Here is a 14,577-nt window from a genome sequence, read left to right as displayed (position 1 = left end):
CCGCAACGCCGCGGCCGCCGCCAACGCCTCGGCCGCCGCCGCCAGTGCCGCCGGGGCTGCCCAGGCCGAGGCCGCCGAGGCCAAGCGCCAGGCCCAGATCGCCAGCACCAACGCCACGATCGCCACCAACGCCGCCGGCACGGCCCAGGCCCTGGCCAACTCGGCCGCGGCGGCGGCACGTACCGCTCGCGATGCGGCCAACAGCGCCGCCGCACACGCGGACAACGCCGCCGCGGCGGCCGAGTGGGCCGCCCAGTACGCCGGCCAGGCCGTGGAGTACGCCAAGAAGTCGACCGAGTTCGCCAACGAGGCCACCAAGGCCGCGAACACCGCCACCGAAGCGGTCGCCAAGGCCGTCGAGGTGGAGAAGGCCGCCCGCGAGGCCGAGTGGCAGCGGCTCGACCAGGACACCCAGCGGGCGATCCAGGAGGTCCGGCTGCTCGCCCAGATCGAGCAGAGCGAGCGGGCCGCGTACGCCGAGAAGCGCACCCAGGCCGAGCAGGCCGCACAGGCCACCAAGGACCTCATAGGCCAGGCCGAGACGGCTCTCAAGGCGGGCGACACCGGTCTCGCGGCCGGGCTGGGCCGCAAGGCCGCCGTCGCCGTGCTGGGCACTTCCCACGGCACCTGGACGCACGAGGCCGCGCGGTTCGCCCTGTCCGGCGCCGACTCCGACATCCACGTCTGGATCGACACCGACCGGAACCTCGCCCAGCGGCAGGACGACCGGGAGACCAGCCTCTACCTAGCCCGGACCCTGCCCGCGGACATCGGCTACGCCGCGGCCAGGGCTCTGGGGAGCAGCGACCCGGACGCCGTGGGCAAGTTCCTGGACGGCGGGCTCGTCCAGGCCTCCGCGATGGAAGCCCGCGTGGCAGTGACGCGCGCCCTCGCCGCCAACCCGGGCAAGGCGGTCACGAAGGCCGCCAACGCCGCGCTGGACGCCGGCACTCCGGAGGCCCTGTACGCGTTCCTCACCGTCACCGGCGAGGCGGCGCAGCGGGAGGACGACACGGTCGCCACTGCCGCCCTCCTCTCCTCGGACAAGGCGGGTCCCTACACCAGGGCCCACGCTCAGGCGGCCATGGAGGGCCCGACGTGGATGCGTCGGAACTTCATCGGCTCGGTCCAGTACAAGACGGCTCAGCTCGACTACGACTCGGCCAGCCACATCGCCGCCATGCAGGGCGCGATCGCCGCCGCCGCGAAGATCGCGCAGAAGGCGCAGGAGGACGCCGCCCGCGCCCAGCAGGCGGCGGCCGTCGCCCGCAACGCGGCCGCGGAGGCCATCGACTGGGCGAACAAGGCCCAGGACTGGGCCGCCCAGGCGGCGAACTCCGCGCAGCAGGCGAAGGCGAACGCCGACGCGGCCGACCAGTCGGCCAAGGACGCGCAGGCCTCGGCCGACAGGGCGAGCCAGGCCGCGGCCACGGCCCGCACCGCCGCGCGCTCGGCGAACTACTCCGCCAACCGCGCCTTCGAATCGGCACGCAGCGCGTCGGCGTCCGCCAACGCCGCCCAGGCGTCGGCCGCTTCGGCCCACGCGTCAGCCACGCAGGCCGGCCAGGACGCGAAGACGGCGGCCGAGGCCGCGAGCCAGGCCCACCAGATCGCCGCGGACAAGCGGCAGCAGGAGCTCGTAGCGGCGGCCAAGCAGGCGGCCGCGGACGCGCAGGCCGCCAAGGACGCGGGCAAGTCCCCGGCCGACACCCCTGACAACGACACCGTCAACGGCGGCGACGTCCCCTGGTACAAGGACCTGAAGTGGTGGGCCAACGCCACGAGCTGGATCAGCACCGGCCTGGGCTTCGCGAGCGCTCTCGCCGGCATCGGCGGTCTGATCTTCCCGCCCGCCGCCATCGTCCTGGAACCCCTGGCCTTCGGCCTGGGCATCGCCTCCATGGCGGTCTCCGGGATCAGCACGGTCCTCACCCGCTTCGCCTACGGATGGAACAGCAGCCAGTTCTGGGCCTCGGCTGGCAGCACCGCTCTGGGAGTCCTCACCTTCGGGCAGTCCCAGTGGATCGGCTCCCTGAGTAAGGTGGGCGGCAAGGTCGTGGCTCCCGTGGCCACGAAGATCACGCAGTTCGGCCACGACCTGATCTCGCCGGTCACCTCGACGCTGTCGTCCCTCTTCGGCTGACGGCGCCGGCGGTAACGGCCTGAGACCCGGTACCGGGCCAGGGGGAAGCCACACCGGCGGCCCCCTGGCCCGGTCAGGAAGGACCCGACATCCTCGCGCGACTCCCCATCGGCTGGCTGCTGGCCATGGCCGTCTTCGCCACGTCCGTCCTCTGCCTCGGTGTGCACCGCTGCCTGAGGATGCCCAGACCGACCGCCATGGCGGCCGGTCTTTCCGTCGTGTTCCTGCTCGTGATGACGGGGATGGGCGGCCTGGGAGCCGTGCCGTGGAATGCACGGCAGATGATGGTCATGTACTCCTTCACGTGGGTCGGGTTCACCATCGGCGCGATCCCCTGCGGAAGGCTGCTCCGCGACCACCTCCGAGCCGGAGGCGGGCAGACGGAGGGCGAAGGGCCCGCCGTCCCGACGCGTTATGTGGTCTTCATGTGTGTGACCGTCTCCCTCATGCTGCTCCTGGCGTACGTGCTCGCGACGTGATCTGACGGCTGGCGTGGCCGTCGGGAGGTTGCCCGGGCGGATCGGTTTTGTCCGCCGCAGTGCGCCCGGTCCGCGGCGCAGCAGCCCGTGCGAAGGTGGACCACCATGCCCTAGCGCCGGTAGGGGACCCCTCCGGACGGCGGCTCCGTGTCAGGTCGGCCGGAGGCTCGTGGCCCGAGCGCACACGACACCGCTCGTCTCGCGCTGGTGATCGGCGCGCTCGGGGTGGTCTTCGGCGACATCGGCACCTACGTGCTGCTGGCGATGCGCGCCGACGACGACGGCGAGGGCGGCATCATGGCGCTGATCACCCTGCTGCGGCGCACCGGCTCACCACGGGGCCGGCGCACCACCGCCGTACTGGCCGCGCTGGGCATCTTCGGCGCGTCGCTGTTCTTCGGCGACAGCATGATCACTCCGACCATTGCTTCCGGCGCCCAGGCGTTGCGCCCGTCGGGGATTGCGCCGGCGACGTTGAGCAGCCACGGCTGCGACCAGGTGACCAGGTCCGTCGACTCCCACACCAGGTCGCGGCTGCCGTTGTACACGGCGGCCTCCCAGTTCTGCCCGCAGCCGATGCACAGGTCGGTGGCAATGATCCAGTACTTGTCACCGCCGGGGGATCTCACCAGCGCGGGGTCACGCACCCCCTTCGTGCCGATCGTGGAGCGCGGGATCGGTGCTCCGCCGTTGAGGTCGTTCCAGTGGAGGCCGTCCGTGCTGTGTGCGAGGTACATCAGCTGACCGGCCGCCCCCTCCCCGCTGAAGTGCAACATCAGGTAGCCCGGGTCGGCGGCGGCGGCCGCCCGGTCCGGTGTGCTCAGGGCTTGGGATGTGAAGAGCAGGCACGTGGTCTGCCGCGAGCAGGGAGAGCGGAGGGCGGAGAGCTACGTCCCGCTTATTGTTAACGCTCACAATTTGCGGGTCAAGCCCTTGCCGTCGGGCGCGTCTCCGCTTGCCCGCGCTATATCCAACGGTGATCTCCGGGCCCTTGACGCGGTTTCTGTGAGCGTTAACACTCATGTAACGCCAGCCCAGAGCGGCAACCACCGGGGCCTCCAGCGGGGTTCACGCACCCCGCCGCCCGGTCGGCCGTACCGACCCCGAACGAACCCGGCCCCCTCCCACCCCGGGCCGGTGCTCGACCCCGCTCGACCCGATCCGAGGCCCCTGCCGAGGTCGCGGCGATCGCGGCATACCACTGGAGGAATAGTGCGCAAGGTTTCCATGGGCCTCGCTGCCGCGGGCCTCACGTTGGCCCTGACGGCCTGCGGACAGAGCGCCAACGGTGCGGGCGACGGCGCAGGCGGCGGCAACGCCAAGGGTGGCCTCGTCGGTATCGCGATGCCCACCAAGTCGTCGGAGCGCTGGATCAACGACGGCGACAACATGGTCAAGCAGTTCCAGGCCAAGGGCTACAAGACCGACCTGCAGTACGGCGACAACGTCGTCGAGAACCAGGTCTCGYAGATCGAGAACATGATCACGAAGGGTGCCAAGCTGCTGGTGGTGGCCGCCATCGACGGCTCCTCGCTGACGAACGTCCTGCACCGGGCCGCCGAAGCGAAGATCCCGGTGATCTCCTACGACCGCTTGATCCGCGGCACCGGGGACGTCGACTACTACGCGACCTTCGACAACTTCAAGGTCGGTGTCCTGCAGGGGAGTTACATCGTAGACAAGCTGGCTCTCGCGAGCGGCAAGGGCCCGTTCAACATCGAGCTGTTCGCCGGCTCGCCGGACGACAACAACGCCACCTTCTTCTTCCAGGGCGCCATGAGCGTGCTCCAGCCGTACATCGACCAGAAGAAGCTGGTCGTCCAGAGCGGTCAGACCAGCCTCAGCCAGGTCGGCACGCTGCGCTGGGACGGCGGTGTCGCACAATCCCGGATGGACAACCTGCTGAGCAAGTCGTACACCTCCGCCCGGGTCGACGCGGTCCTCTCCCCCTACGACGGCATCTCCATCGGCATCCTTTCCTCCCTCAAGGGCGTCGGCTACGGCAGCCCGGACAAGGCGCTGCCGATCGTCACCGGCCAGGACGCCGAGCTGGCCTCGGTGAAATCCATCATCGCGGGCGAGCAGACCCAGACCGTCTACAAGGACACCCGCGAGCTGGCCAAGGTGGCGGTCCAGATGGGCGACGCCCTGCTCACCGGCGGCAAGCCCGAGGTCAACGACACCAAGCAGTACGAGAACGGGGCCAAGGTCGTCCCGGCCTACCTGCTGCAGCCGGTCAGCGTCGACAAGGAGAACTACCGGAAGGTGCTGGTCGACGGCGGGCAGTACACCGCCGACCAGCTCAAGTAGCCACCGCGGCCCCGCACGCAGGGCCGCACCAGAGCCGGGCACGTGCGGGCGGGAGGCCCTGACAGGCCCCCGCCCGCAGCGCCCCTGTCGAACGGATGCACCACCATGGCCGGACCCGTCCTCGAGATGCGTTCGATCAGCAAGTCCTTCCCCGGAGTCCGAGCGCTCTCCGACGTCACCCTGAGCGTCGCCCCCGGCGAGGTCCACGCCGTCTGCGGTGAGAACGGCGCCGGGAAGTCCACCCTGATGAAGGTGCTCAGCGGGGTCCACCCGCACGGCTCCTACGAGGGCGAGATCCTTTTCCAGGGCGAGTCCTGCGCCTTCAAGGACATCCGGGCCAGCGAACGGCGCGGCATCGTGATCATCCACCAGGAGCTCGCCCTGGTGCCGTACCTCTCCATCGCGGAGAACATCTTCCTCGGCAACGAGCACGCCACCCGGGGCGTCATCAGCTGGCACAAGACGCTCACCCACGCCACGTCGCTGCTGCGGCGGGTCGGGCTGGACGAGAGCCCGCACACGCGGATCGCCGACATCGGCGTGGGCAAACAGCAGTTGGTCGAGATCGCCAAGGCGCTCGCCAAGGAGGTCAAGCTGCTGATCCTGGACGAGCCGACGGCCGCCCTGAACGGCGAGGACAGCCGCAAGCTGCTCGACCTCATCCTGGAGCTCAAGGCGCAGGGGATCTCCTGCATCCTCATCTCGCACAAGCTGGGCGAGATCGCCCAGGTCGCCGACTCCATCACGATCCTGCGCGACGGCCGGACCATCGAGACCCTCGCGGTCGGCGCCGAGGGCATCTCCGAGGACCGGATCATCCGGGGCATGGTCGGCCGCGATCTGGAGCACCGCTACCCGGAGCGCACCCCCGAGGTGGGCGAGGTCGCCTTCGCCGTCGAGGACTGGACCGTCCACCACCCGATCGACCACCAGCGCAAGGTCGTCGACGGCGTGTCGCTCGAAGTGCGGCGCGGCGAGATCGTCGGTATCGCCGGCCTGATGGGCGCGGGCCGCACCGAGCTCGCGATGAGCGTCTTCGGCCGCTCGTACGGGCGCCAAACGGGAGGCCGGGTGCTGGTGTACGGCGAGGAGATCCGTACCCGCACCGTCGCCGAGGCGATCGGCCACGGCATCGCGTACGTCACGGAGGACCGCAAACACCTCGGGCTGAACCTGATGGACGACATCAGCCGCAACATCTCGCTGAGCGCGCTCGGCAAGGTCGCGCGGCGCGGCTGGGTCAACGAGCACGAGGAGACCCGGGTCGCCGAGTCCTTCCGCACGACCATGGACATCAAGGCCCCTTCGGTGTTCGCGGAGACCGGGAAGCTCAGCGGCGGCAACCAGCAGAAGGTCGTCCTCAGCAAGTGGATCTTCTCCGAGCCGGACGTGCTGATCCTCGACGAACCCACCCGCGGCATCGACATCGGCGCCAAGGCCGAGATCTACACCGTCATCGCCGAACTCGCGGCCCAGGGCAAGGCGGTGCTGATCATCTCCTCCGAACTCCCCGAACTGCTCGGCATGTGCGACCGCATCTACGCGATGGCCGAGGGCCGGCTCACCGGTGAGGTGGACCGCGCGGACGCGACCCAGGAATCACTCATGCGCCTCATGACCGTGAGCGCTGCGACCGAGAACGAGCAGGTGTAAGGCATGGCCCAGACAGAGACCACGGACACCCCGGGCACCCCGGACCTCAAGACGGCCCTGCCCGCCCAGCCCGGCGGCGATGGCGGCATCGGCCCCCTGCTGGTGCGGGCGCTGCGCGGCAACGTACGCCAGTACGGCATGCTGGTCGCGCTGGCGCTGATCGTCGTGGTGTTCCAGATCTGGACCGGCGGCATCCTGCTCCAGCCCCTCAACGTCACCAATCTGATCCAGCAGAACAGCTACATCCTGATCCTGGCCATCGGCATGATGATCGTGATCATCGCCGGTCACATCGACCTCTCGGTCGGTTCGCTGGCCGCCTTCGTCGGCGCCGCCGCGGCCGTCATGATGATCAAGCACGCCGTACCGTGGCCGCTCGCGCTGGCCGCCGCCCTGCTGATCGGCGCGGCCGCCGGTGCCTGGCAGGGGTTCTGGATCGCGTACGTCGGCATCCCGTCCTTCATCGTCACCCTGGCCGGCATGCTGCTGTTCCGCGGCGGGACGCAGATCGTGCTGCAGGGCCAGTCGGTGGCCCCGTTCCCCAAGGGCTTCCAGCAGATCAGCAGCGGCTTCCTGCCGGAGGTCGGCCCGCAGACCGACTACCACAACCTCACCCTGCTGCTGGGGCTCGTCGTGCTCGGGGTGGCGGTCCTCCAGGAGGTCAGGGGCCGGCGGCAGGCCGCCCGCTACGGCCTCGACCTGCTCCCGCTCGGCTTCTTCCTGGCCAAGCTGGGTGCCATCGGCGCCGCGGTGCTGGTGTTCACCCTGCTGCTGGCGAGCTACCACGGCTTCCCGATCGTGCTGCTGATCCTCGGCGTGCTGCTCGTCGCCTTCGGCTACCTGATGCGCAACTCCATCCTGGGCCGCCACACCTACGCGATCGGCGGCAACGAGGCCGCGGCGAAGCTGTCGGGCGTCAAGAGCAAGCGCGTCGTCTTCCTCGCCTTCGTCAACATGGGTGTGCTCGCCGCCCTGGCCGGCATGGTCTTCGCGGCGCGTCTCAACGCGGGTACGCCGCAAGCCGGAATCAACTTCGAACTGGAGGCGATCGCCGCCGCGTTCATCGGCGGCGCCTCGGCCTCCGGCGGCGTCGGCACGGTGCTCGGCGCCCTCATCGGCGGGCTGGTGCTCGGCGTGCTCAACAACGGCATGTCGCTGGTCGGCATCGGCACGGACTACCAGCAGGTCATCAAGGGCCTGGTGCTGCTGGCCGCGGTCGGTTTCGACGTCTACAACAAGCGCAAGGCCGGCTCCTGACCCGACTCCATCCGTACGGGTCCGGCCGCGCCCGTGGGGGGGCGCGGCCGGACCGCGCTGGTAGGAGGTGGCGCTGTCCTTGAAAGCGGTCGTGCCGTCGTTCTTCTCGACCCACAGCTCGCCGTTCCTGCTGTGCAGGGAGGAGCCGGGGAGGGGCGCGGCGCCGTCCGCCGCTGGTGAAGACCGGCGTCGGGCTCTTCGTCCGGGAAGCCGGGTCGCGAAGCGGGCGGCGTGACCGCGCACGGTCGGGCGGGGCCGGGCGCCGCCGGGTCAGCGGGGGTCCACCGAGAGGCGGTAGACGGTGGTCGAGCGGTATTCCTCCCCCGGGCGCAGGACGGTGGAGGGGTAGCGCGGGCGGTGCGGGGAGTCGGGGAAGTGCTGGGTTTCCAGCGCGATCCCGGCGAAGGCCCGGTACGGTGCGCCGCCCGGGCCTGTCAGCGAGCCGTCGAAGAGGTTCGCGGTGTAGATCTGCAGGCCGGGCTCGGTGGTCAGGCACTCCATCCGTCTGCCGCTGGCGCGGTGCGCCAGTACCGCCACCTGCCGCGGGTCCCGGCCCTCGTGCGGACGCAGCACCCAGTTGTGGTCGTAGCCTCCGCCGGCCAGGGCCAGCTGCGGGTGGTCGGCCGCGATCCGTTCGCCGACCCGGCGCGGCTCGGTGAGGTCGAACGGGGTGCCCTCGACCGGGAAGTGCGGGCCGTACGGGATCAACTCCCAGTCCACGGGCGTGTACTGGTCCGCATCGACCTGCAGCACGTGGTCGAGGACGGTGCCGCTGCCCTCGCCGGCCAGGTTGAAGTAGGCGTGGTTGGTCAGGTTGATCACCGTGGGCGCGTCGGTGGCGGCCTCGTACGTGAGGGTGAGCGACCCGGCACGGTCCAGCAGGTAGGTCACCTGGACGGTGAGCGCGCCGGGGAAGCCCTGGTCGCCGTCCGGGCTGTGCAGCGTGAAGCGGACGCCGACGCGGCTCGGCTCGCGCACCTCTGTGGCCTCCCAGAGGCGCGCGTCGAAGCCTTCGGGGCCGCCGTGCAGGGTGTTGCCGTTCACCTGGGTCCGCAGCCGGTGGACGGCGCCCTCGACGGGCAGTTCGCCGCCTGCGATCCGGTTCGCGTAGCGGCCGACCGTTGCCCCGAAGTACCTCGCCCCGCCGAGCATGTCCGCCACGCTCGCGCCGCCCAGCACGATGTTGGCGCGGTGCCCGTCCCGGTCCGGTGCGTACAGCGCCTGGAGCCGGGCGCCGAGGCTGAGCACCTCCGCCATGACGGCGCCCTCGGAGCCGAAGGCCCAGCGGTCGACGACCCGCCCGTCCGGGAGGGTCGCGTACGGCTCGCGGCGGATCGTCAGGGAACCGTCGCCGAAGCGGGTGGGCGCGTGGGGCATGGCTGTTCGTCACTCCGATTCGGGGGACGGGGGACGGGGCGGGTTCGGGAGGGCCGAAAGGGCGGCGGCGGCCCGGAGGACCCCCCGGGCCGCCGTCTGCGTCAGAAGCCCTGGGCCAGGCGGTGGTAGGCCTGGTTCCAGCGGATCTCCTTGGTGAACTGGCGGATCGTGGTGTCCGCGTCGATGACCAGCAGCTCGGTGGCGAGGATGTCGGCGAGGTCGCCCAGCTCCTCGGTCCCGACCGCGCTGGACAGCACGGTGTGGTGGGGCGCGCCGGCGGTCAGCCACGCCTCGGTCGAGGTGCGCAGGTTCGGGCGCGGCTGCCAGACGGCGCGCGCGACGGGGAGGTTCGGCAGCGGTTCGAGGGGCTCGACCACGTCGATCTCGTTGGCGACCAGGCGGAACCGGTCGCCCATGTCGGCCAGCCCGACCACGACGGCGGGACCGGTCCGGGCGTCGAAGACGAGGCGGACCGGGTCCTCGCGGCCGCCGATGCCCAAGGGGTGGATCTCGCAGGACGGCACGTCCGATGCGATGGTCGGGCAGACCTCCAGCATGTGCGCGCCGAGGATCAACTCCCGCCCCGGCTCCAGGTGGTAGGTGTAGTCCTCCATGAAGGAGGTGCCGCCCCGCAGCCCGGTGGACATCACTTTGAGCGTGCGCAGCAGGACGGAGGTCTTCCAGTCGCCCTCGCCGCCGAATCCGTAGCCGTCGGCCATCAGCCGCTGCACCGCCAGGCCGGGTAGCTGGCGCAGGCCGCCGAGGTCTTCGAAGTTGGTGGTGAAGGCGTGGAAGCCGCCGTCCGCCAGGAATCCGCGCAGGCCGAGTTCGATGCGCGCGGCGTAGCGCAGAGAGTCGTGCCGGTCCCCGTCCGCGCGGAGTGCGGGCGCGAGGCGGTAGGTGTCCTCGTACTCCTTGACCAGTTCGGTCACGCCGGCGTCGGCGGTCGCGTCGACGGCTGCGACCAGGTCGTTGACGCCGTACGTGTTGACCGAGACGCCGAAGCGGAGTTGGGCCTCGACCTTGTCGCCCTCGGTCACGGCGACGTCGCGCATGTTGTCGCCGAATCGCGCCAGCTTGAGGCTCTGCAGCTCGGAGCGGCCTGCCGCGGCCCGGGCCCAGGAGGCGATCCGGGCAGTGACCGAGGGGTCGCTGACGTGTCCGGCGACGGTCTTGCGCGCGACGCCGAGCCGGGACTGGATGTAGCCGAACTCGCGGTCTCCGTGGGCCGCTTGGTTCAGGTTCATGAAGTCCATGTCGATCGACGCCCAGGGCAGTGCGGCATCGGCCTGGGTGTGCAGGTGGAGCAACGGCTTGCGCAGGGCGTCCAGGCCCGCGATCCACATTTTCGCGGGGGAGAAGGTGTGCATCCAGGCGATGAGGCCGATGCAGGTGTCGTCCGCGTTGGCGTCCAGGCAGACCCGCCGGATCGCCCCGGCGTCGGTGAGTACGGGCTTCCAGACGATGTCCACCGGTATGCCGGAGTCGCGGTCGCCGAGTGCGTCGGCGATCCGGCGGGACTGCTCTGCGACCTGACGCAAGGTGTCGTCGCCGTACAGCCCTTGGCTGCCGGTCAGGAACCAGACTTCGCGGCCCTGGATTGCCTTCTGTGCCTTCATGGGGGCGTCGGTCTCCTTAGCGGGCAGCGGGCTGCTGGCCGTACACGTTCTGGTAACGGTGGTTGAGGCGGTCGATGTCCTCCTGCGCTATCGGCAGGGGTTCGCCGAGCTGGCGGGAGATGTGGACGGTGCGGGCGACGTCCTCGCACATCACGGCGGCCTTGACGGCGGCCTTGGCGTCCTTGCCGATGGTGAAGACGCCGTGGCTCTTCATCAGGACGGCCGGCGAGCGGTGGCCCCGGAGGGTCTCGACGATGCCCCGGCCGATGGAGTCGTCGCCGATCAGCGCGAAGGGGCCGACGGGGATCTCGGCGCCGAACTCGTCGGCCATGGCGGTCAGCACGCAGGGCACGGCCTCTCCGCGCGCGGCCCAGGCGCTCGCGTACGTCGAGTGGGTGTGCACCACTGCGCCGACCTCGGGCATGTGACGGTAGACGTAGGCGTGCGCGGCGGTGTCCGAGGACGGGGACTGGTCGCCCTCGACGACCTTGCCGTCCAGGTCGCAGAGGATCATGTTCCGGGGCGTCAGCTCGTCGTACGAGACGCCGCTCGGCTTGATGACCATCAGCTCCTCGCCGGGGACGCGGGCGGAGACGTTGCCGGCCGTCCAGACGACGAGGCCGTAGCGGACCAGCTCCTGGTGGAGGTCGCTGACCTGGCGGCGCAGCAGATCGATGGGGGAACTCATGGGCGGACCTCGCTCTTCTGGGTGGCCGGGGTGGCCGGGGTGGCCGAGGTGGCCGGGGTGGCCTCGGGGTCGGTTCGCGGGGCGGTGAGCGCCGCGTTGCGGAGGGCGCGCAGGCGGTGGAGGAGCTTGTCGGGGCCGGTGCCGAAGTGGTCGTGCAGGGTGCGGTACTCGGCGTAGAGGCGGTCGTAGGCGTCGGCGCGCGCGGGGTCGGGTTGGTGGACTCCGCGGCGTACGCGGCCCATGGCGGCGGCCGCGGTGCGTACGTCCGGGTGCGCGCCGGCGGCGACGGCGGCGTGGATGGCGGAGCCGAGGGCGGGGCCCTGGGCGGACTCGGCGAGGGAGACGGGCCGGCGCAGCACGTCGGCGTAGATCCGCATGAGCAGGGGGTTCTTCTTCAGCCCGCCGGTCACGATGAACTCCGTGACGGGGACGCCGCCCCGCTCCAGGGCGTCGATGATGGTGCGGGTGCCGAAGGCGGTGGCCTCCAGCAGGGCGCGGTAGATCTCCTCGGGGCGGGTGGTGAGGGTGAGGCCGACGATGACTCCGGAGAGGTGGTGGTCGACGAGGGTGGAGCGGTTTCCGTTCATCCAGTCGAGGGCGACCAGCCCGTGGCCGCCGACGGGCTGGTCGGCGATCTTGCGGGACAGCAGTTGGTGCAGGTCCTCGCCGGTGGCTTCGGCCTCCGCGCGGTAATGGGTCGGCACGCCTTGGCGCAGCCACCAGGCGAAGATGTCGCCGACCGCGCTCTGCCCGGCCTCGTAGCCGTAGGCGCCCTCCACGATGCCGCCGTCGACGACTCCGCAGATTCCGGGGACGTCGGCGAGGGCGGGACCGTTGACGACATGGCAGGTGGAGGTGCCCATGATGGCGAGCAGCCGGCCGTTCTCGACGGCCTGGGCGGCAGGGGCCGCGACATGGGCGTCGACGTTGCCGGTGGCGACGGCGATGCCCTCGGGCAGCCCGGTCCAGGCGGCCGCCTCGGCGGTGAGGGAGCCGGCCCGGGATCCCAGCGGCGACAGCGGATGCTCCAGCCGGGTGCGCGCGAAGTCGGCGAAATCGGGGTGCAGGGCGGCGAGGTAGTCCACGCTGGGGTAGTGGCCGTCCTGGTGGATGCCCTTGTATCCCGCCGTGCAGGTGTTGCGGGTTTCGACGCCTGCGAGCTGCCAGACGATCCAGTCCGCGGCCTCGATCCAGCGCTCGGTGGCGGCGTAGGTGTCCGGGTCCTCCTCTAGTACCTGGAGCGCCTTGGCGTACTGCCATTCGGCGGAGATCTTGCCGCCGTAGCGGGAGATCCACTTCTCGGCGCGCAGGTGGGCGAGGTGGTTGATGCGGTCGGCCTGGCTCTGGGCCGCGTGGTGCTTCCAGAGCTTGGGCCAGGCGTGCGGGCGAACGCCCAGCGCGGTCTCGGCGAGCGGGGTGCCGTCGGCCCGTACGGGGAGGACGGTGCAGGCGGTGAAGTCGGTGGCGATGCCGATGACGGTGGCCGGGTCGATGCCGCTCGCGGCCACTGCGGCGGGGACGGCGGTGCGCAGCACCTCGCGCCAGTCCTCGGGGTGCTGGAGGGCCCAGTCGGGCGGCAGGGGCCGGCCGGTGGTGGGGAGTTCACGCTCGATGACGCCGTGCGGGTACACGTGGACGGCGCAGCCGACCTCCTCGCCGTCGCGTACGCGGACCACCACGGCCCGGCCGGAGAGAGTGCCGAAGTCGACACCCACGACATGGCTCTCCGTGGTCTGGGGGAGAGGGGTCACGTTCACCTGATCTCTCCCAGGAGGCTGCGCCCTTCAGTGCGGGGAGGAATGGGTCCTTGGCTCGGAGCCGTGTAGCGGCGGAGTTCTCTGCGCATCTGTTCTGACCTGCGCTCTCTTACGTTGTCAGTGGGGGCTGTTAGGTTCGGATCGCGACGCTCGCAGCGACAGTCGACGGGGCCGGGCATGCCCGGTACACGTACCGTCTGCGCGTGTCGTCGACGGCCCTGGCTCGCCTGGAAGGCGAGTGGGCGCGGTGCCGGTGGGCGTGGAACGAGTGTGTGGCGGTGTCCCGTAAGGTCCATGGCCTGAACAGAGCCGCCACCGAGAAGATCACGTGTGGTCCGGCACAGTTGGACAGGATGCTGACCGGGGCCCGGCAGGGCATGGCGTGGCTGCGCGAGGGCAGCTCGGTGCCGCAGCAGCAGGTCATCCGGGACTTCGCGAAGTCGCGTTCTAAGGCGCTGGGGGACATCAAGGCGAAGCTGCCGATGCGGCGGCGGACCGGGATGCCCCGCCTCAAACGGAAGCGGGAGGCGGCGCCGTCGCTGAACTACACCCAGCGCGGTTTCCGCCTGCGTAACGGCCGCCTGCACCTGGCCGGCGGGATCGTGCTGACGCCTGTGTGGTCCAGGGACCTCCCCGCAGCCCCTTCGAGCGTGCGCGTCTACCGGGACGGCCTCGGCCACTGGTACGCCTCGTTCGTCGTCGCCACCGAACACCAGCGCCTTCCCCCGGCCGGGGCCGTGATCGGTGTGGACTGGGGTGTGAAGGAGACCGCCACCACGACCTCCGACGCCCACGACCTGCCGCACGCCGAACACGGGAAGACCGCCGCGCAGCGCCTGGCCCGCTATCAGCGGAGGATGGCCCGGCGCCGGACCCCGAAGAACCGTCCCGACACCAGCGGCTGCCGCAGGGCCCGAAAGGCCGCGGCGAAGATGCACAAGAAGACCGTCCGGCAGCGGCAGGACACCGGCCGCAAGTGGGCCAAAGCCGTCGTCCGGGACTTCGGCCACCTCGCCGTGGAGGACTTCCGGCCGCGCTTCCTCGCGAAGACGACCATGGCCCGCAAGGCGGCCGACGCCGCGATCGGCGCCGTCAAGGCGGCGCTGATCGAGATGGCCCGCAAGCACGGCAAGACCGTGCACCTGGTCCACCCCGCGCACACCACCATGGACTGCGCACAGTGCGGAGCGAGAGCCAAGCACGCACTCCCCCTCTCCGAGAGAACGTATACGTGCACCGCGTGCGGAGCGGTGTCCCCCAGGGACAAGAACTCCGCCCGCGTGATGCTCGTCCG

Annotated in this window: 9 protein-coding genes and 3 pseudogenes; 7 read left to right on the top strand and 5 right to left on the bottom strand. The window is 70.8% G+C overall.

From position 1 onward, the window contains the following. The 3 genes and pseudogenes from AB4039_RS38600 to AB4039_RS38590 all read left to right on the top strand — a co-directional run. Positions 1 to 2,143, top strand: a pseudogene (locus tag AB4039_RS38600) (hypothetical protein); the annotation flags it as partial. Positions 2,144 to 2,268: 125 nt separating this feature from the next. Beyond that, positions 2,269 to 2,622, top strand: coding sequence for a hypothetical protein (locus AB4039_RS38595; RefSeq protein WP_266846858.1), 354 nt, complete (start codon positions 2,269 to 2,271; stop codon positions 2,620 to 2,622). Between the two features lie 264 nt (positions 2,623 to 2,886). Then, a pseudogene (locus AB4039_RS38590) lies at positions 2,887 to 2,991 on the top strand (hypothetical protein); the annotation flags it as partial. A gap of 53 nt (positions 2,992 to 3,044) precedes the next feature. On the opposite strand, the pseudogene AB4039_RS38585 reads toward AB4039_RS38590, so the two are convergent. Continuing rightward, a pseudogene (locus AB4039_RS38585) lies at positions 3,045 to 3,467 on the bottom strand (1,4-beta-xylanase); the annotation flags it as partial. Positions 3,468 to 3,849: 382 nt separating this feature from the next. On the opposite strand from AB4039_RS38585, the gene chvE reads away from it, so the two are divergent. The 3 genes from chvE (at position 3,850) to mmsB (ending at position 7,842) form a co-directional block, all read left to right on the top strand. Next, on the top strand, positions 3,850 to 4,932 hold the full coding sequence (chvE, locus tag AB4039_RS38580) for a multiple monosaccharide ABC transporter substrate-binding protein (protein WP_442272950.1): 1,083 nt from the start codon (positions 3,850 to 3,852) through the stop codon (positions 4,930 to 4,932). A 105-nt stretch (positions 4,933 to 5,037) separates the two neighbouring features. Then, on the top strand, positions 5,038 to 6,585 hold the full coding sequence (gene mmsA, locus AB4039_RS38575) for a multiple monosaccharide ABC transporter ATP-binding protein (RefSeq protein ID WP_266846856.1): 1,548 nt from the start codon (positions 5,038 to 5,040) through the stop codon (positions 6,583 to 6,585). 3 nt (positions 6,586 to 6,588) lie between these two features. Continuing rightward, positions 6,589 to 7,842 carry a multiple monosaccharide ABC transporter permease gene (gene mmsB, locus AB4039_RS38570; RefSeq protein WP_266846854.1) on the top strand — a complete coding sequence of 418 codons (1,254 nt, stop codon included), beginning with the start codon at positions 6,589 to 6,591 and terminating at the stop codon, positions 7,840 to 7,842. 270 nt (positions 7,843 to 8,112) lie between these two features. On the opposite strand, the gene AB4039_RS38565 is transcribed toward mmsB, so the two are convergent. The 4 genes from AB4039_RS38565 to AB4039_RS38550 form a co-directional block, all read right to left on the bottom strand. Beyond that, the gene (locus tag AB4039_RS38565; RefSeq protein ID WP_442272949.1) at positions 8,113 to 9,219 is read right to left on the bottom strand and encodes an aldose epimerase family protein; all 1,107 of its coding nucleotides are present in this window, start codon (positions 9,217 to 9,219) and stop codon (positions 8,113 to 8,115) included. Between the two features lie 101 nt (positions 9,220 to 9,320). After that, positions 9,321 to 10,838, bottom strand: a complete 1,518-nt coding sequence (gene araA / locus AB4039_RS38560) for an L-arabinose isomerase (RefSeq protein ID WP_266846850.1) — start codon at positions 10,836 to 10,838, stop codon at positions 9,321 to 9,323. 16 nt (positions 10,839 to 10,854) lie between these two features. Next, on the bottom strand, positions 10,855 to 11,526 hold the full coding sequence (locus AB4039_RS38555; RefSeq protein ID WP_266846848.1) for an L-ribulose-5-phosphate 4-epimerase: 672 nt from the start codon (positions 11,524 to 11,526) through the stop codon (positions 10,855 to 10,857). Further along, positions 11,523 to 13,283, bottom strand: a complete 1,761-nt coding sequence (locus tag AB4039_RS38550) for a ribulokinase (protein WP_442272948.1) — start codon at positions 13,281 to 13,283, stop codon at positions 11,523 to 11,525. The genes AB4039_RS38555 and AB4039_RS38550 overlap by 4 nt, the downstream gene beginning before the upstream one ends. Positions 13,284 to 13,486: 203 nt before the next feature. Between AB4039_RS38550 and AB4039_RS38545 the strand changes: the two genes are divergently transcribed. Next, positions 13,487 to 14,577 (top strand): RNA-guided endonuclease InsQ/TnpB family protein (locus AB4039_RS38545; RefSeq protein ID WP_442272947.1); only part of this gene is annotated, 1,091 nt, incomplete at its 3' end.

This window comes from Streptomyces sp. M-16, assembly GCF_052114405.1.
In the GTDB taxonomy this organism is placed as follows: Bacteria; Actinomycetota; Actinomycetes; order Streptomycetales; family Streptomycetaceae; genus Streptomyces.
Note: the sequence above shows the minus strand (reverse complement) of the source record. Positions and strands in the feature narration are given on the sequence as shown.

What these genes read in the sequence shown, in the direction of transcription:
- AB4039_RS38555 (WP_266846848.1), bottom strand. Translation starts at nt 11,526, where the DNA reads ATGAGTTCCCCCATCGATCTGCTGCGCCGCCAGGTCAGCGACCTCCAC.
- mmsA (WP_266846856.1), top strand. Translation starts at nt 5,038, where the DNA reads ATGGCCGGACCCGTCCTCGAGATGCGTTCGATCAGCAAGTCCTTCCCC.
- araA (WP_266846850.1), bottom strand. Translation starts at nt 10,838, where the DNA reads ATGAAGGCACAGAAGGCAATCCAGGGCCGCGAAGTCTGGTTCCTGACC.
- AB4039_RS38565 (WP_442272949.1), bottom strand. Translation starts at nt 9,219, where the DNA reads ATGCCCCACGCGCCCACCCGCTTCGGCGACGGTTCCCTGACGATCCGC.
- mmsB (WP_266846854.1), top strand. Translation starts at nt 6,589, where the DNA reads ATGGCCCAGACAGAGACCACGGACACCCCGGGCACCCCGGACCTCAAG.
- AB4039_RS38595 (WP_266846858.1), top strand. Translation starts at nt 2,269, where the DNA reads ATGGCCGTCTTCGCCACGTCCGTCCTCTGCCTCGGTGTGCACCGCTGC.